16 protein-coding genes are annotated in these 16303 nt (G+C 57.6%); 11 read left to right on the top strand and 5 right to left on the bottom strand.

Going from position 1 to position 16303, the window contains the following annotated elements; translation table 11 throughout:
- Position 1: 1 nt before the first annotated feature.
- Positions 2 to 1198: a sugar transporter gene (locus ENTCL_RS11440; protein WP_013366282.1), complete on the bottom strand. Its 1197-nt coding sequence runs from the start codon at positions 1196 to 1198 to the stop codon at positions 2 to 4.
- 195 nt (positions 1199 to 1393) lie between these two features.
- Here ENTCL_RS11440 and ENTCL_RS11435 point away from each other — a divergent pair, with 195 nt between their 5' ends.
- Positions 1394 to 2182: a PhzF family phenazine biosynthesis protein gene (locus ENTCL_RS11435; RefSeq protein ID WP_013366281.1), complete on the top strand. Its 789-nt coding sequence runs from the start codon at positions 1394 to 1396 to the stop codon at positions 2180 to 2182.
- On the opposite strand, the gene ptrR is transcribed toward ENTCL_RS11435, so the two are convergent.
- A complete protein-coding gene (gene ptrR, locus ENTCL_RS11430) occupies positions 2148 to 3059 on the bottom strand; it encodes a putrescine utilization regulator PtrR (RefSeq protein ID WP_013366280.1) in 912 nt (303 codons plus the stop codon). The genes ENTCL_RS11435 and ptrR overlap by 35 nt on opposite strands.
- A 102-nt stretch (positions 3060 to 3161) precedes the next feature.
- On the opposite strand from ptrR, the gene sad reads away from it, so the two are divergent.
- The 9 genes from sad (at position 3162) to ENTCL_RS11390 (ending at position 12005) form a co-directional block, all read left to right on the top strand.
- Complete coding sequence (gene sad, locus ENTCL_RS11425) at positions 3162 to 4550, top strand: succinate-semialdehyde dehydrogenase (protein ID WP_162098846.1); 1389 nt, start codon at positions 3162 to 3164, stop codon at positions 4548 to 4550.
- A gap of 98 nt (positions 4551 to 4648) precedes the next feature.
- Positions 4649 to 6238: a methyl-accepting chemotaxis protein gene (locus ENTCL_RS11420; RefSeq protein WP_044611952.1), complete on the top strand. Its 1590-nt coding sequence runs from the start codon at positions 4649 to 4651 to the stop codon at positions 6236 to 6238.
- 48 nt (positions 6239 to 6286) lie between these two features.
- Positions 6287 to 7213, top strand: coding sequence for a glutaminase B (gene glsB, locus ENTCL_RS11415; protein ID WP_013366277.1), 927 nt, complete (start codon positions 6287 to 6289; stop codon positions 7211 to 7213).
- A gap of 95 nt (positions 7214 to 7308) precedes the next feature.
- Positions 7309 to 7836, top strand: coding sequence for a GNAT family N-acetyltransferase (locus ENTCL_RS11410; RefSeq protein ID WP_013366276.1), 528 nt, complete (start codon positions 7309 to 7311; stop codon positions 7834 to 7836).
- 161 nt (positions 7837 to 7997) lie between these two features.
- A complete protein-coding gene (locus tag ENTCL_RS11405; protein WP_013366275.1) occupies positions 7998 to 8351 on the top strand; it encodes a DUF6404 family protein in 354 nt (117 codons plus the stop codon).
- A 54-nt stretch (positions 8352 to 8405) separates the two neighbouring features.
- Positions 8406 to 8816, top strand: coding sequence for an Exc2 family lipoprotein (locus tag ENTCL_RS23685; RefSeq protein WP_013366274.1), 411 nt, complete (start codon positions 8406 to 8408; stop codon positions 8814 to 8816).
- Between the two features lie 161 nt (positions 8817 to 8977).
- Entirely contained in the window at positions 8978 to 10429 is a 1452-nt protein-coding gene (locus tag ENTCL_RS11400; protein ID WP_013366273.1) for a tagaturonate reductase, read from the top strand.
- A 209-nt stretch (positions 10430 to 10638) separates the two neighbouring features.
- Positions 10639 to 11553, top strand: coding sequence for a bestrophin family protein (locus ENTCL_RS11395; protein WP_013366272.1), 915 nt, complete (start codon positions 10639 to 10641; stop codon positions 11551 to 11553).
- An 11-nt stretch (positions 11554 to 11564) separates the two neighbouring features.
- Positions 11565 to 12005, top strand: coding sequence for a GNAT family N-acetyltransferase (locus ENTCL_RS11390; RefSeq protein WP_013366271.1), 441 nt, complete (start codon positions 11565 to 11567; stop codon positions 12003 to 12005).
- A gap of 156 nt (positions 12006 to 12161) precedes the next feature.
- Here the strand turns inward: ENTCL_RS11390 and tam are convergent, their stop codons facing one another.
- Complete coding sequence (tam, locus tag ENTCL_RS11385) at positions 12162 to 12923, bottom strand: trans-aconitate 2-methyltransferase (RefSeq protein WP_013366269.1); 762 nt, start codon at positions 12921 to 12923, stop codon at positions 12162 to 12164.
- A 134-nt stretch (positions 12924 to 13057) separates the two neighbouring features.
- On the opposite strand from tam, the gene ENTCL_RS11380 reads away from it, so the two are divergent.
- Positions 13058 to 13678 carry a DapH/DapD/GlmU-related protein gene (locus ENTCL_RS11380; RefSeq protein WP_013366268.1) on the top strand — a complete coding sequence of 207 codons (621 nt, stop codon included), beginning with the start codon at positions 13058 to 13060 and terminating at the stop codon, positions 13676 to 13678.
- Between the two features lie 45 nt (positions 13679 to 13723).
- Here ENTCL_RS11380 and ENTCL_RS11375 read toward each other — a convergent pair whose 3' ends face one another.
- Positions 13724 to 14998 carry a Glu/Leu/Phe/Val family dehydrogenase gene (locus ENTCL_RS11375; protein ID WP_013366267.1) on the bottom strand — a complete coding sequence of 425 codons (1275 nt, stop codon included), beginning with the start codon at positions 14996 to 14998 and terminating at the stop codon, positions 13724 to 13726.
- A gap of 332 nt (positions 14999 to 15330) precedes the next feature.
- Entirely contained in the window at positions 15331 to 16296 is a 966-nt protein-coding gene (locus ENTCL_RS11370) for a Csu type fimbrial protein (RefSeq protein WP_013366266.1), read from the bottom strand.
- Positions 16297 to 16303 lie beyond the last annotated feature (7 nt).

Genomic DNA, 16303 nt, shown 5'->3' with positions numbered 1-16303 from the left:
TCTATGCGTGGCGCGGCTGCGCTTCTTTCGCCGCCGGCCAGCGGCGAAAGATAACCACCGACCAGACAAACGCCGCCAGCGCCGGGAACGCGCCGACATAGCCGATATCGGCCATCGACAGATGTAAACTCACCTGATTGCCGACCAGCGCGCCCGCGCCGATGCCGATATTGAAAATCCCGGAAAACAGCGACATGGCGACGTCGGTGGCGTCCGGCGCCAGCGCCAGCACTTTCACCTGCATCCCAAGACCGATCATCATAATCGCAATGCCCCAGAAGATACTGAGCACGGCAAGCCGGGTTTCGCTGTCTGCCGCGGTCATCAGGAGCGCCAGGCACAGGGTAAGCGCGCCGATGGCGCCGCTGACCAGCGATGATGCGTACTGATTGCCAAGCTTACCAAACAGCAGCGAACCGATGATGCCCGCGCCGCCCAGCGTCAGCAGCAGGAAGGTGGCGAAACCGGCATCATAGCCCGCGACGTTTATCACAAACGGTTCAATGTAGCTGTAGGCGGTGTAATGGGCGGTGACCACGACGGCGGTCAGCAGATAAATGCTCATTAATGCCGGACGACGGAACAGCAGCGGCAGGCTTTTCAGCGACCCGGAATGCTCGCTCGGCAGTTTTGGCAGCAGCCTGATGAGCGCCAGCAGGGTGAGTAATGCGCCAGCGCCGATCAGCAAAAACGTGGTGCGCCAGCCGAAATATTGTCCGACGATCCGCCCGACGGGCAGCCCCAGCACCATCGCCAGCGCGGTGCCGGTGGCGATAAGGCTCAGCGCCTGGGCGCGTTTCCCGGCGGGCGCCATGCGGATGGCCAGCGATGCGGTAATCGACCAGAACACCGCGTGGGCAAAGGCGATGCCGATACGGCTTATCACCAGCACGGTAAAGCTCCAGGCGAAAAAGGAGAGCAGGTGGCTTGCGATAAACAAGATGAATAAACCGATCAGCAGCTTCCGGCGCTCCATCTGGCTGGTCATCAGCATGAAGGGCAGCGACATCAGCGCCACCACCCAGGCATAGATGGTCAGCATAATGCCGACCTGGGCCGTCTCCATGGAAAAGCTCTGGGCAATGTCAGAGAGCAGGCCGACCGGCACGAACTCCGTGGTATTAAAAATAAAAGCGGCAACGGCAAGCGTCACCACCCGTAGCCACGCGACCTTGCGTGAAACCGTGTTTGTTGTCATAGCGTTGTTCTGGATGCGTTACGGGAAAGCGAGAGGGCGATCTTAAGACTATCGCTGGTTAAAAGACAAACATTTCGTGATCGGCTTCTCATTTTTATTTCCGTAAGAGCCGCACGGCAGCTGCAAAAAAAGACTGTTTTATAAGGTTTTTTATGTCAGTGTGGAGTCACACAACAACAATCGCAGGGTAGAGCTATGCAGGAAATTGCGTTTTACATGGTTGATGCGTTCAGCGATCGAACGTTTGGCGGCAATGCGGCGGCGGTATGCGCGCTGAAGAGCTGGCTGCCGGATGAAACGCTGCTGAAGATGGCGCAGCAGCATAACCAGTCGGAAACCGCCTTCTTCGTCCCAACCAAAGGGGGCTTCGAGCTGCGCTGGTTTACCACCCAACACGAAGTGAACCTCTGCGGTCACGCGACGCTCGCGACGGCGCACGTTATTTTTCATCATCTGGCATACCCGGACGCGCGGCTGCATTTCGATACCCTGTCCGGGCGTCTGACGGTGAGCCGCGAAGGCGAATGGCTGACTCTCGATTTCCCCGCAGGCGACACGCAGGCGCAAACGCCGTCGCCGGAAATGCTGGCCGCACTGGGCATTAGCGACTATCTGGCGGCCCGTAAAGGGCGCGCGTGGCTGATTGAGCTGGCGAGCCGTGAGGCGGTGGAAGCCGTCAGGCCGAATATCAGCGCGATGACGCCTGGCGAACATAAGGTGACCATCACGGCGCGGGGAACCGGCGGCTACGACTTCGTCAGCCGCTTTTTCTCACCCGGCGAAGCGGTATGGGAAGATCCGGTGACCGGATCGGCCCACACGATGCTAATTCCGTACTGGAGCGAGAAGTCAGGTAAAACAACGATGCTGGCGCGACAGGTGTCGGCCCGCGGCGGCGATATTCGCTGTGAGCTGCGCGGCGACCGGGTGCTGATGAGCGGCACCGCGATTACCTATCTGCAGGGGACGGTATTTCTGCGCTAAGCCCGTCGCGCTGAGCATAGGGCGCATCATCCAGCAACTCGATAAAGGCCTCCAGCTGGCGGGTCATCGCGCTGCGTCGCCACACAAGCCAGGTGGTCAGCCAGCGCCATTTCTCCGCCAGCGGCCAGGCGTCAACCTGGTGATGGCCGGGCATACTTTCCAGCATGCTGCGGGGGATAAGCGCCAGCCCGGCGCCGGCAATGACGCAGGCCAGCATGCCGTGGTAGGACTCCATCTCGTGAATCCGCCCGGGCGTGGCGCGATCGGCATGGAACCAGCTTTCAAAATGGCGGCGGTAGGAGCAGTTGGCGCGAAAGGCATAGATGCTGACGCCGTTCACTTCGCTGGCGCGCGCTATCGGCGCATGCCCCTTTGGCGTGACGATCATCATCTCTTCACGATAAACCGGCACGCCGTCAAGGCCTGGGTGCATCACCGGGCCGTCGACAAACGCCGCGCTGAGCGTTCCCTCCAGCACGCCGTCAATCATCGTCCCGGAAGGTCCGGTGGCTAAATCAAACTGGATCTTCGGATAGCGCTGATTGTACAGGGCCAGCGTCGGCGGAATGCGCACCGCCGCGGTGCTTTCCAGCGAGCCCAGCGAGAACAGCCCCTGGGGCTCATCGCCAGCGACGACCATTCTGGCCTCCTCAACCAGCGCAAGGATCTGCTGGCTGTAGCGCAGGAAGCTGTGTCCGGCGGGCGACAGGCGCAGACGCTGGTTTTCACGAATAAACAGCTCAACGCCAAGGTCCGCCTCCAACTGGCGGATACGGGTCGTGAGGTTCGAGGGCACGCGATGCACCTTTTGCGCGGCCTGGGTAATACTGCCGGTCTGGGCGACGGCATTAAACATCTCAAGCTGAGTCAGATCCATAGCGTTCTCGTATCGTGAATGGTGTGGTTAATATTATTCATTTTCCATAAATAGCAGAGTGCGCCAGGATAAAGCAACTGTGTAATCGATGGAGAGAGACAAATCATGACATCACCTGCAACTCACGCCATTTCTGTGAATCCGGCGACGGGAGAAACCCTGTCAGCGCTGCCGTGGGCGACGGCGGATGAGGTTAATCAGGCGATTGCGCAGGCGGATAAGGGCTATCGTCTGTGGAAAAACGCCACGCTGGCCGGGCGGGCCGACGCCCTGCGTCAGGTTGGCGCGGCGCTGCGTCAGCGCGCGGAAGAGATGGCGCTGATGATAAGCCGCGAAGTGGGTAAACCGATTGCCCAGGCGCGCGGCGAAGTTACAAAATCAGCCAACCTGTGCGACTGGTATGCCGAACATGGCCCGGCGATGCTGGCGACGGAGCCGACGCAGGTCGAAAACCATAAGGCGGTCATCGAATATCGCCCGCTGGGACCGATTTTAGCCATCATGCCGTGGAACTTCCCGCTGTGGCAGGTGATGCGCGGCGCGGTGCCGATTCTGCTGGCGGGCAACAGCTACCTGCTTAAGCATGCGCCGAACGTTATGGGCAGCGCCCAGCTTATCGGCAAGATTTTCCGCGAAGCCGGCATCCCGGACGGCGTATTTGGCTGGGTTAACGCCACCAACGACGGCGTTTCGCAGGCGATTAACGATCCGCGTATTGCGGCGGTCACGGTGACCGGCAGCGTTCGCGCCGGCAAGGCAATTGGCGCTCAGGCGGGCGCCGCGCTGAAAAAATGCGTACTGGAGCTGGGCGGTTCCGATCCGTTCATCGTGCTTAACGATGCGGATCTGGACGAGGCGGTCAAAGCGGCGGTCATTGGCCGCTACCAGAATACCGGGCAGGTTTGCGCGGCGGCGAAGCGCTTTATCGTTGAGGCGGGCGTAGCGAAAGCCTTTAGCGAAAAATTTGTCGCGGCGGCGGCGGCATTAAAAATGGGCAACCCGGAAGATGAGCAAAACTACCTCGGGCCGATGGCGCGTTTCGACCTGCGCGACGAGTTGCACAATCAGGTGACCGCGACGCTGGATGAAGGCGCGACCCTGCTGTTGGGCGGTGAGAAGGTGGAAGGTAAAGGGAACTACTATCCGGCCACCGTGCTTGGCAACGTCACCCCGCAGATGACCGCGTTTCGCCAGGAGATGTTTGGCCCGGTGGCGGCGATTACCGTCGCGCGGGACGCCGACCATGCGCTGGCGCTGGCCAACGACAGCGAATTCGGCCTTTCCGCGACCGTCTATACGGCGGACGAGCAGCTGGCGCAGCGTTTTGCCGCAGGGCTTGAGTGCGGCGGCGTGTTTATTAACGGCTATAGCGCCTCTGACGCCCGCGTTGCCTTCGGCGGCGTGAAGAAGAGCGGCTTTGGCCGCGAGCTGTCGCACTTTGGCCTGCATGAGTTCTGTAATATTCAGACGGTGTGGAAAGATCGCCGCTGATCCCTCGGGCGCCCGCTGCGGCGCCCTGTTTTTTTGTCATGGTTCTGTCATTTTTCTTCCGTAAACTCGCGGCTAACGTGTTGTTATAGATGAAAATTATGAACCTAACGCAAATTTTTGGCCGTGCTGTACGTCGTTTTCTTCCCCGGCAGTTCGGCCTGTTGGCCGGGATCTTCTGCATCATTGGATTGTTCTCCGCGCTACAGATTTCGTCTTCGCTTTTACTCTCTTATTCGTTACAGAATGCCCAGCGCAATGAGCAGCATAATCAGCTGGCGCATCTTCAGCAGGTCAAAATCGACGAAGCGCGCATCGCGCTGCTGGCGGCAAGCGATCTGCTGAACCGCGCGGGCGTTTACTTTATGCAGGATAAAGAAACCGGGTCGGTCGGCAGCTGGAACAGCCTGATGGACGAGGCGCAAAAGGCGCTGGCGCACTCCCACGACGCCTGGCAGGCCTGGCTTGCGATGAGCCCGCCGAAAGATGAGGCGCTGATTAACAGCTATCAGCTGTTTTATGGCGCAATTAAGGAGCAGGCGGACGGGCTGGTGAAGAGCCAGTCGATTGACGCCTTCTTCGCGGTGCCGGTGCAGGCGTTTCAGAGTGACTTCAACGATAACTACGCCCGTTTCCAGCAGGCCAGCGAGCAGCGGGCGGAGCAGGGACGCCTGGCGCTGATGAACAATCTCGCGAGCCTGAAGCAGCTCTTTTTCCTTGCCCCGGCGCTGCTGGTGGTGATCGCGGCGATGGTCTGGTTCGGCATGTCGCGCTGGGTGATCGTGCCGCTGCGCCGCCTGATCGCCCACATCAACACCCTGGCGGCCGGGGATCTTTCGCGACCGCTGCCGTCGGTGCCGCGCTTTAATCGCGAAGTGGATCAGCTGAGCTTTAGCATTGGCGACATGCAGCAGGGGCTGCAGCAGCTGGTCACGCAGGTCAGCGACGCCACGCGCTCTATGGTCGGTAACATTACCCGGCTGGCGGCAGGGAACGATAAGCTCTACCAGCAGGCGCAGAAACAGGCCCAAGAGCTTAGCGATGTGACGCGACATATCGCGCAGCTGGAATCGCACGTAGAGGGCAACACCGGTTATGCCGGGCTCGCCAGCAGGCGGGCGGAAGAGGCGCGCAACGTCGCGGCAGGCGGCGACCGTATGATGGATACAGTGAATGAGTCCATGCGGGCGATTGTTGACCGGTCATCGGAAATGCGCGGGATTGTGGCGATGATTGACAGCGTCGCCTTCCAGACGAACATCCTGGCGCTGAATGCCGCCATTGAGGCCGCGCATGCGGGGAATCAGGGGCGCGGTTTTGCGGTCGTGGCGAAGGAGGTCGGCCTGCTGGCGCGTCAAAGCAGCCAGTCGACGCAGACGATTCAGGAGCTGATCAACCATTCGCTACAGGGGATAGAAGACGGGTCGAAAGCCGTTAACCGGCTTGAAGATAACCTGCAGCAGGTCACGGGGCTGGTCGGTACTCTGAGCGGGTTGCTTAATGAAATCTCCAGCGCCACCCTGAGCCAGGGGGAAAGTATTCATCAGATGACCCGGCAGCTGCATGCGCTGAACCAGGTGGCGCAGCAGACCGGGGAGCTGGTCAGTCACGCGGCGACCTCTTCCCATCACCTGCAGGAAAGCTCTCAGCAGCTTATGCAGGCCGTGACCCGCTTTCGTCTGCCTGCCTGACACTGGTATACTCGCAGGCCAACTAAGGCCTGCGGGCAAGGAGCGAATGTGGGAACGGTCATTGATAACGCTATGCTGGAGGCCATTCTGGCGGAGGTCACGCCGCTGATTGGGCAGGGCAGAGTGGCGGACTATATTCCGGCGCTGGCCTGCGTTGACGGCGCGAAGCTGGGTATCGCCATTAGCACCGTTGACGGGCAGCACTACTGCGCCGGCGACGCCCGGGAGCGTTTCTCCATTCAGTCTATCTCGAAGGTGCTAAGCCTGGTGGTGGCCATGAACCACTATCAGGAAGAGGAGATCTGGCAGCGGGTGGGGAAGGATCCGTCCGGACAGCCGTTTAACTCACTGCTGCAGCTGGAGATTGAGCAGGGCAAGCCGCGTAACCCCTTTATTAATGCCGGTGCGCTGGTGGTGTGCGATATGCTGCAAAGCCGCCTGAGCGCGCCGCGTCAGCGGATGCTGGAAATCATCCGCAAACTTTCCGGTGTCGGTGATATCGCCTATGACGCGGTGGTCGCCCGTTCGGAGTTCGACCATTCCGCCCGAAATGCGGCCATTGCCTGGCTAATGAAATCGTTCGGCAACTTTCATAACGATGTCGCCACCGTGCTGCAGAACTACTTCCATTACTGCGCGCTGAAGATGAGCTGTAGCGAACTGGCACAGACGTTTCTCTTTCTGGCAAACCAGGGGCGTTCGCCGCGCCACGAGCAGGCGATTATTACGCCGCTGCAGTCGCGGCAGGTGAACGCGCTGATGGCGACCTGCGGTATGTATCAGAACGCGGGTGAGTTTGCCTGGCGCGTCGGGCTGCCGGCGAAATCGGGCGTGGGCGGCGGTATTGTGGCTATCGTTCCCCATGAAATGGCGATTGCGGTCTGGAGCCCGCAGCTTGATGAGGCGGGGAATTCGCTGGCCGGAATCGCGGTACTCGAGCGGCTGACCCAGCGTCTTGGCCGTTCGGTGTTTTGATCGCTGTGGCGATAAGTAAACGCTATGACGCCCGCGCTTGTGTTACTCAAATGTTAAGTTAATAGTGCTGAGAGACCCGATACTGGAGCCTCAGCATGACGACATCTCACTCTCTTTTACTCCTCTCTGGCGCGGAGATCCGCGACCGTCTGGACCCACTGGCCGCCGTACTGGCAGACTGCGTCAACGGCGGCGCGTCCGTCAGCTTTATGCTGCCTTTCCATCCTGACACCGCGCGCGCCTTCTGGCTCGACGTCGCCGACAGCGTGGATGCCGGTGAGCGGCTGCTGCTGGTGGCGGAGGATGGCGACGGCCTGATTTCCGGTGCCGTACAGTTAATTACGGCGATGCCGGAAAATCAACCGCACCGGGGCGAAGTCGCCAAATTGCTGGTTCACTCTCGCGGACGACGGCAGGGTACCGCCCGCGCGCTGATGGCGGCGCTGGAACAGCTGGCGCGGGAGCGTGAGAAGAGCGTGCTGGTGCTGGATACCGCGACCGGCAGCGGCGCCGAGATTTTTTATCAGCGCTGCGGCTGGCAGAAAGTCGGGGAGATTCCGCGTTTTGCGCTGATGCCGGACGGTGAAATGAGCGCGACCTCGGTGTTTTATAAACTCTTATAACCTTCGTCCGGTGTTTCCTAAATCTGGTAGGCATATTCTGCCGGATAGTCCCGATACAATAATAGGAATTGTGAGCCAGGAAATCGCCGGAAGTGTATTTCTTCATTTTCTGGCTCCTGGCTTATTTATTTTCGGTGAGTTGACCTATGTCAGGAGGATATATGTCATTTGAGGACAGAAAACAACGCGCTCTTACCCTCATGGACAGCAAGAAAATGTGGCGCAGCAGCTATGCTCCGCCTTTACTGCGCCTGTTGTGGAAAATGGGGTTCCGGATACCGCCTTTACCTTTTGTTCCCTTCTGGCAGAACTTTCTGCTGATGAGCCTGAGTTTCGGCCCGCTGTGGGGGATTTTCATGTGGTTGTCAATCTGGCAAAGCGAAGGCACATCTGCTGCTGAAGCCATTGCCAGGACCTGTCTGGCCGGAGGGCTTTTCGGGATAGTGATGGCGGCTTATCAGTATTGGCTGAGGAAGGCGAATAAGTTACCGGACTGGACTTGCCTGGGCCGCTAGTTAGCGTGAAACACGGTACTTTAATAGGGTGGATTATTTATAAAAGGGAAAAGAATGAAAAAAACAAAAGTTATGACGGGAATATTTCTGTCTCTTATCCTCGCGGGATGCGTCACACAGACATCACCTGAGCGCCACTCGATGTATTTTGCCCGGCACGATCCGACGATGACCGGAGGGAACTATGTGTCGAGTCCAACCTATACCGCAAAACTCAACTTACCCGTTTACCAGAAGATTTATAAACAGGGGCAGGACGCGAAATCCAGAGGCGTTAGCAAGGAACAGGCGATGCGTTTCGCTGACGACATTTATCAGTCGGCGGTCAAATCTACCGTATGGAACCAGTCGTTTATGAACCTCAAAGATCATAAAACGCCGATGGACCCCGATGAACGGGCCGCGGCGCTGTGGGGACAGACCTTAAAGGATACCTACCTTGATGGCTACAACGGTATTCAGTGATTGCGGCAATGTGGCCGCTGCACGGAGGATGGGAATGTCGGGTTGATCGCGCAGAAAGCGGCGGAGTGTTTGATCAAAACAGGGGTTTATGGTTCAAAAGTCTGATAAGTTATTATACCAATAACAAAGGCTGTATGACCAACCTACGAAGGAACTCGACTGTGAACACACTAAACCGCCGTGATTTTCCCGGTGCGCAGTACCCGGAACGCGTTATCCAGTTCGGTGAGGGTAACTTTCTCCGCGCTTTTGTCGACTGGCAGATTGACCTGTTGAATGAACATACCGACCTGAATGCCGGTGTGGTTATCGTTCGCCCGATTGAGAGCGCGTTTCCGCCGTCGCTGAGCACGCAGGACGGTCTGTACACCACAATTATTCGCGGGCTGAATGAAAAGGGCGAGGCGGTCAGCGACGCGCGCCTGATCCGCAGCGTAAACCGTGAAATCAGCGCCTACACCGATTACGCTGAATTTCTCAAACTGGCGCATAACCCGCAGATGCGTTTTGTGTTTTCCAACACTACAGAAGCGGGAATCAGCTATCACGCAGGCGACACGTTTGAGGATGCGCCGGCGGTAAGCTACCCGGCAAAGTTAACTCGCCTGCTGTTCGAACGTTTTAGCTATTTCAACGGCGACGCCGATAAGGGCTGGGTTATCGTCCCGTGCGAGCTGATTGACTACAACGGCGACGCGCTGCGCGAACTGGTGCTGCGCTACGCGCAGGAGTGGGCGCTTCCGGCGGCATTTGTGGCCTGGCTAAGCACGGCCAATACCTTCTGTTCGACGCTGGTTGACCGTATCGTCACTGGCTACCCGCGTGATGAAGCGGCCCAGCTTGAGAACGGACTGGGATATAAAGACGGTTTTCTGGATACCGCAGAGCATTTCTATCTGTTTGTTATTCAGGGGCCGAAAACGCTCGCCCGCGAGCTTCGTCTGGATAAGTACCCGCTTAACGTGCTGATTGTTGACGACATCAAACCGTACAAAGAGCGGAAGGTGGCTATTCTTAACGGCGCGCACACCGCGCTGGTGCCGGTCGCATTCCTGGCCGGGCTGGATACCGTCGGTGAGGCCATGAACGACAGCGATATTTGCGCTTTTGTCGAGAAAGCCATCTACCAGGAAATTATTCCGGTGCTGGACCTGCCGCGCGATGAGCTGGAGTCGTTCGCCAGCGCGGTGACCGGCCGATTCCGTAACCCGTATATTAAGCATCAGCTGCTGTCTATCGCGCTGAACGGGATGACGAAATACCGCACCCGTATTTTACCTCAGCTGCTGGCAGGGCAGGCGGCAAGCGGTAAATTACCGGCTCGTCTGACCTTTGCACTGGCGGCATTGATTGCCTTCTATCGCGCTGAGCGCAGCGGTGAAAGCTATCCGGTACAGGATGATGCCGACTGGATTGAACGCTATCAGCAGCTGTGGAGCCTGCACCGCGACAAGCAGATCAACACCGTGACGCTGGTTGAAGCTGTGCTCTGCGTGCAGGCGCACTGGGAGCAGGATCTGACGCTGGTGAATGGGCTGGTCGGGCAGGTCGCCGCCGATCTTGACGCCATTTTAACACAGGGGATGCGCGCCGCCGTTAAGCCGCTATGCTAATCGTCTGACGATCTCCCGGCCGCGCGCCGGGATTTTGTTATACTTGATTAGTTACAACATACATTATAAGCCTATAAACAGAATCCTCCCTTTAGCTTCATCGCCAACCATCGCTTGTTAGTAAATTGTAAGGAAAATTCGTGGCGGGCTTGAAAGAGTGATAACGATCACGTTAAATAATGCAGACCTCTTTTCTCTGACTGATAACCATGATCGTAAGACCTCACGAACACTGGCTGACGCGCATCTTTGTCTGGCACGGCTCGGTGTTGCCGAAAATTTTTTCCCGTTTACTGCTCAATTTCCTGCTCTCTATCGCGGTGATCCTGATGCTGCCCTGGTACTACAGCCTGGGTATCAAGCTGACGGTGGCGCCGTTCAGCATTCTGGGCGTTGCTATCGCTATCTTCCTCGGCTTTCGTAATAACGCCTGCTATGCGCGCTATGTCGAAGCGCGCCTGCTGTGGGGGCAGCTTATGATAGCCTCCCGTTCGCTGCTGCGGGAAGTCAAAAATACGCTGCCGGACGGCACCTCTGTCGATAGCTTTGTGCGTCTGCAAATTGCCTTCGCCCACAGTCTGCGCATGACGCTGCGTCGCCTGCCGCAGCAGGAAACGCTGTCCCGCTACTTAACCCCGGAGCAGCTCAGTGCCGTGCTGGCCGTGCAGTCTCCGGCAAACCATATTCTGCTGCTGATGGGCAACTGGCTGGCGGAGTACCGTAAACAGGGCGTGCTGTCGGATATTTTGTTCCACAGCCTGAATAACCGTCTCAACGACATGTCTGGCGTACTGGCCGGTTGTGAACGTATTGCCAATACGCCCGTGCCGTTTGCCTATTCGCTTATCCTGCACCGTACGGTCTACCTGTTCTGCATCATGCTGCCGTTTGCGCTGGTTGTGGACCTGCACTACATGACGCCGTTTGTTTCTGTGCTGATTTCCTATACCTTTATTGCGCTTGATGCGCTGGCCGAAGAGCTTGAAGATCCTTTTGGCCTGGAAAATAACGACCTGCCGCTGGATGCCATTTGCAATACGATTGAAATCGATATGCTGCAGATGAATGCGGAAACGGCGCTCCCCCCTAAAATGAGTCCGGATAAATGCTATCAGCTCACCTGATGGAGAAGGGTATGGAACTTGTGATTCGTGAAGTCGCCGAAGGTGACTGGGCGGCCTGGCATACGCTGTGGGACGGTTACAACCGGTTTTATGGCAGTGATATTTCTGCTGAGATTACGCAACACACCTGGCAACGCCTGCGCGATCCGCATTCCGCTGTTCACTGTCGGGTTGCGGTAGCCGATGGCTGCGTCGTCGGGTTCGCAATGATTGTGCTGCACGAAGGCACTTGGGTGACCTCGCCGATATGCTACCTGGAGGATCTGTTCGTGGCGGCCGAAATGCGGGGTCAGGGGATTGCGCGTCGGCTTATCCAGGCGCTGGTTGCAGAAGGAAAATCAGCAGGCTGGTCGCGTCTGTATTGGCACACAGCGCAAAATAATCCGGCGAGAAATCTGTATGATGAATTTACCCCGGCTGACGAATACGTGCGTTATCGGATGAATCTGTAGTCGTGGTGATTAAGAAAACATTAAGATTTTCCCAGCGTAATGGCTGTAGCAGCATCAGGAGAATCCTCATGGAAAAGAAAATTGAAACCGCCGTTAACATTATCCTCTTCGTTTCACTGTTCGCGACGGCCTGGGATCTGTCGTTAGTTAGCGACTTCAGCTGGTAAGCCGCCGGGCGACGATGAATAAGCGAGGAAACGCCAGCAGAATCTGGCCGTTCTGCTGGCGAGGATAATGTTCCTCAAGCAGCTGCAGATAACGCTGCAAAAAAGCCTGCTGCCTCGCTGGCGCCAAATCCTGCAACCAGGGGCGCAGCCCTGTGGCGCTCAGCCAGTCGACGATCGCCTGATGGGATGCCATCGGATGAAAATAGGTCGTCCGCCAGATATCCACCTCGCAGCCGCGGCTGCTCAACATATCGTAATAGGCCCGTGCGCCTGAAAGCGGCTCACGGTCGCGCGGCGTAAGCCCAAGCTCCTGGCCCACCTGACGCATCAGCACGTGCGACGGCTCCTGCCAGTTATCCGGCATTTGTACCGCCAGTACGCCGCCGGGCGCCAGCAGCGACGCCAGGCGGGGCATCAGCGCAGCGTGGTCAGGAACCCACTGGAGCGAGGCGTTGGCATACAGCACATCCAGCGGATGTGCTGGCGTCCATCGGCTGATGTCCGCCTCCTGGAACTGGCAGTCCGGCAGCGCTTTTCGCGCTTTTTCCAGCATGGCGGCCGAGCTATCGACGCCGGCGATCTGCGCCTGCGGCCAGGCGCTGCGCAATAGCGCGGTGCTGTTTCCCGGACCGCAGCCGAGATCGGCGATATAGCGGGCGTCAGGGTGAGAGATGCGGGCCAGTAATTCCGCGGCCGGGCGGGTGCGTTCTGAGGCAAACTGCAGGTACAGCGAGGGATTCCAGTCGGCCATGGCAGACTCCTGTTAAAGGTCATTGGCGGGTAACAGCATAGCGCAGAGCCCGGTGAAATGTGTTTTCCGCGCGTCATTTTTCGTTAACAGAAACGAAATAAAGTGTCGTTACTTTTGTACCCGGAGCGACTCATATGAAAAACGCCAAACTGGCTGAAACCTTTATCGACCCCAGCGTACGTATTCGCGAATGCACGATTGGCCAGCAGTGTGAAATTCTTGGTCACAGCGCCATGGAGTACAGCTCGCTTGGCGACTTTTCCTATCTTGGCGAATACTGCACGGTTGCCGATGCCGACATTGGCCGCTTTGTGGCGATTGCCAGCCAGGTGCGCATTGGTGCGCCGAACCACCCGATGCAGCGGGCTTCTCAGCATCGCATAACCTATTGCCCGGAGTACTACTCCTGCGCCGCGGTGCGGGATCATGATTTTTTTACCGATCGCCACGCCGATAAGGTCGTTATCGGCCATGATGTCTGGATAGGCCACGGCGCGATTGTTCTGCCGGGCGTGACCGTCGGCAATGGGGCGGTTATCGCCGCCGGTGCCGTGGTCAGTAAAGACGTCGCCCCTTACACCATTGTCGGCGGCGTTCCGGCAAAGGTGATTCGCGCCCGTTTTTCTGAGTCAGTCGCTCAGCAGCTGCAGCAGATCGCCTGGTGGGAGTGGCCGCTGGAGACGGTCATCGAGCGGCTGGCGGATTTTCAGCAGGATGATATCGCCGCATTTTGCGAAAAGTATGCGCGGGGGTAATAACAAAAAGGGCCACGAAGTGGCCCTTGAACGCTGAAAACGGTATTAACCCGGATAGATACCGCGATCTTTACGCGCCAGCAGGATGCGCTCACAGGCGACGATGTAGGCGGCGGTACGCAGGGAGCAGGATTTTTCAGCTGCTTTTTCCCAGACGTGAACCATCGCATCGGTCATGATTTTGTCCATGCGTGCGTTGATCTCTTCTTCACTCCAGAAGAAGCTTGCCATGTCCTGCACCCATTCAAAGTAGCTGACGGTTACGCCGCCGGCGTTACATACCACGTCAGGCACTACGATGATGCCGCGGTTTGCCAGCACGTCGTCAGCATCCGGGAAGGTCGGACCGTTAGCGCCTTCCAGCACCAATTTACAGGTCAGTATTTCAGCGCGATGGCGGGTAATCTGACCTTCAAGCGCAGCCGGGATCAGGATGTCCATCTGCACGCTCCAGAACGCTTCGCTGGCAATGGTTTCCGCGCCCGGGAAACCGGCAATCTGCTTGTGCTCGATCTGCCAGGCGGTGAGGGCGTTCATATCGATACCGGTGTTGTTGAACAGCGTCGCGGTATGATCCTGAATCGCCACAACGCGAGCGCCGGCGGCAGAGAACAGACGCGCGGCTTCACTGCCCACGTTACCGAAGCCCTGCACCGCAACGCGAGCGCCTTCGATAGTGATGTTGGCGCGACGCGCCACTTCCAGACCGCTGACAAACACGCCGCGGCCGGTAGCTTTCTCACGGCCCAATGAGCCGCCGAGGTGGATCGGTTTGCCGGTCACAACGCCGGTAATGGTCGTGCCGTGGTTCATGGAGTAGGTATCCATCATCCAGGCCATTACTTTGCCGTTGGTGCCGACATCCGGCGCCGGAATGTCTTTCTGCGGTCCAATAATAATGCCGATTTCGCTGGTATAGCGACGGGTCAGACGCTCCAGTTCACCTTCTGACAACGAGAACGGATCGACGCGAATACCGCCTTTGGCACCGCCGTACGGCAGGTTCAGCGCCGCACACTTGATGGTCATCCACGCGGAAAGGGCCATCACTTCATTAAGATCAACGTCAGGGTGATAGCGCACGCCACCTTTGCCCGGACCGCGGGAAAGGTTGTGCTGCACGCGATAGCCTTCGAAATGGCGGATAGTACCGTCATCCATTTGCACCGGGATATCGACGATCAGCGCACGCTTCGGGTGGCGCAGGGTATCTACCCAACGGGACAGTTCGCCCAGGTAAGGGGCCACACGCTCGATTTGTTGCAGGTAGGTATTCCAGGCAGATGTGCTGCTATCTGAGGCGTAAGATAACTTATCCATGATAAACCTTAGTTATAAAAGTAATATGTTCTTTGTTTGGCCGTGGTACATAGTGATACTCACTAGGTGAGTGTAAATTTAACACTTTTTTAAAGAATTGGATCCAACCAAACGTGGCATCCCGGCGCGTTTGGCCATACTTTTTTAACGCGTAATGAATAATTATCTATTGATGACGGCAATATTGCCGAACATAGCGCGAAGTTAGCGGCTTAAGCTGCATAATCAGCAAAATCCGCTATTTGTCAGAACTATGATGCGCCTCTAAAAGTAAATATTATGATAATTATCTGTGTTGACTTTGTTTCGCAATCACGGCTGCCAGCCCGGTATCAGTAGGTGACGGATACCGTCACGGTGTCCGCATAGCTATCGGGCGTATAGTTGGCGCCCGGCACGGTAGCATAAACCGTATAGGGTTTCGTCGAGCCGCTACCGGTACCGGCGATATTGTTTTGTGACGTGTTTCCCCATGGCGTACCCGACGGCCCCGTGGTTGAGCTGAGCTGGTAAGGAACCTGGTCGGTATTGCTCCCGGTGCCTTTCATTACGCCGCTGCCTGCCGTGCTGCCGTTCGACGGCTGCAGACCGATGGTATAGGGGGTGTTGTTGGAACACGCCACGCCAAGCGTATTCGACGTCGTCAGGTTGGTTTGCGTTGAATTGACCGCGCCAAAATTGACATTGTTGGCATAGCTAATGTTGCATTGCTTCGTGACAGCCGCCGACACCGTGAAAGGAAACGTCGTCGCCACCGTACTGCCGCAGGTTGTTGGCGGCGCGAGCAGACCAATATTGACCGTCACGTTTGCCGTCGCGGCGGTATAGCTATCCTGATAGTTTCCCGGCGCGGCGGCCGTTTGCGGCGTCGTAATCTGGCCATAGACCGTCAGGCTTCCCGTCACGGGAACAAGGTCCAGCAAGGTGAGCTGTACCATCGGGGGACTGGTGCCTGCCTGGTTCTGGCTTCCCCAGACGGTGCTGTATCCGCTGTCCTGATACAGCTGATAGTTGAGCGTGCTGGCGGGAGGGCCGGCAAACGACATGCTGCGCGTCGTCACTTGTCCGCTCACCGCAGAAGCGCCAATATTAAAGCACAGGTTGACGCCTGCCAGCACGTCGCCCACCTGTTTTGCGCAGGAGTAGCTAAAGGTCATGGAGGTACTGGCTCCCGTCGCTGAAAGCGGGTTCACCGCGCCAAAATTGATTGTCTGAACGTTACTCACCGAGCAGGTCACCGCATGGCCTGGGCCCGGGCACAGCAGCAGTACGGCGAGCAGCCACTCTCTTACTCTCATGCGAAAA

Origin of the sequence: [Enterobacter] lignolyticus SCF1, assembly GCF_000164865.1 — a bacterium.
GTDB classification, from domain to species: Bacteria; Pseudomonadota; Gammaproteobacteria; order Enterobacterales; family Enterobacteriaceae; genus Enterobacter_B; species Enterobacter_B lignolyticus.
This window is presented reverse-complemented; position numbering and strand designations above follow the sequence as displayed.

What these genes read in the sequence shown, in the direction of transcription:
- ENTCL_RS11375 (WP_013366267.1), bottom strand. Translation starts at nt 14,998, where the DNA reads ATGGATAAGTTATCTTACGCCTCAGATAGCAGCACATCTGCCTGGAAT.
- ENTCL_RS11420 (WP_044611952.1), top strand. Translation starts at nt 4,649, where the DNA reads ATGAACCTAACGCAAATTTTTGGCCGTGCTGTACGTCGTTTTCTTCCC.
- ENTCL_RS11395 (WP_013366272.1), top strand. Translation starts at nt 10,639, where the DNA reads ATGATCGTAAGACCTCACGAACACTGGCTGACGCGCATCTTTGTCTGG.
- ENTCL_RS11440 (WP_013366282.1), bottom strand. Translation starts at nt 1,198, where the DNA reads ATGACAACAAACACGGTTTCACGCAAGGTCGCGTGGCTACGGGTGGTG.
- ENTCL_RS11390 (WP_013366271.1), top strand. Translation starts at nt 11,565, where the DNA reads ATGGAACTTGTGATTCGTGAAGTCGCCGAAGGTGACTGGGCGGCCTGG.
- ENTCL_RS11380 (WP_013366268.1), top strand. Translation starts at nt 13,058, where the DNA reads ATGAAAAACGCCAAACTGGCTGAAACCTTTATCGACCCCAGCGTACGT.
- ENTCL_RS11405 (WP_013366275.1), top strand. Translation starts at nt 7,998, where the DNA reads ATGTCATTTGAGGACAGAAAACAACGCGCTCTTACCCTCATGGACAGC.
- ENTCL_RS11435 (WP_013366281.1), top strand. Translation starts at nt 1,394, where the DNA reads ATGCAGGAAATTGCGTTTTACATGGTTGATGCGTTCAGCGATCGAACG.
- ENTCL_RS11410 (WP_013366276.1), top strand. Translation starts at nt 7,309, where the DNA reads ATGACGACATCTCACTCTCTTTTACTCCTCTCTGGCGCGGAGATCCGC.
- tam (WP_013366269.1), bottom strand. Translation starts at nt 12,923, where the DNA reads ATGGCCGACTGGAATCCCTCGCTGTACCTGCAGTTTGCCTCAGAACGC.
- ptrR (WP_013366280.1), bottom strand. Translation starts at nt 3,059, where the DNA reads ATGGATCTGACTCAGCTTGAGATGTTTAATGCCGTCGCCCAGACCGGC.
- ENTCL_RS11370 (WP_013366266.1), bottom strand. Translation starts at nt 16,296, where the DNA reads ATGAGAGTAAGAGAGTGGCTGCTCGCCGTACTGCTGCTGTGCCCGGGC.
- ENTCL_RS23685 (WP_013366274.1), top strand. Translation starts at nt 8,406, where the DNA reads ATGAAAAAAACAAAAGTTATGACGGGAATATTTCTGTCTCTTATCCTC.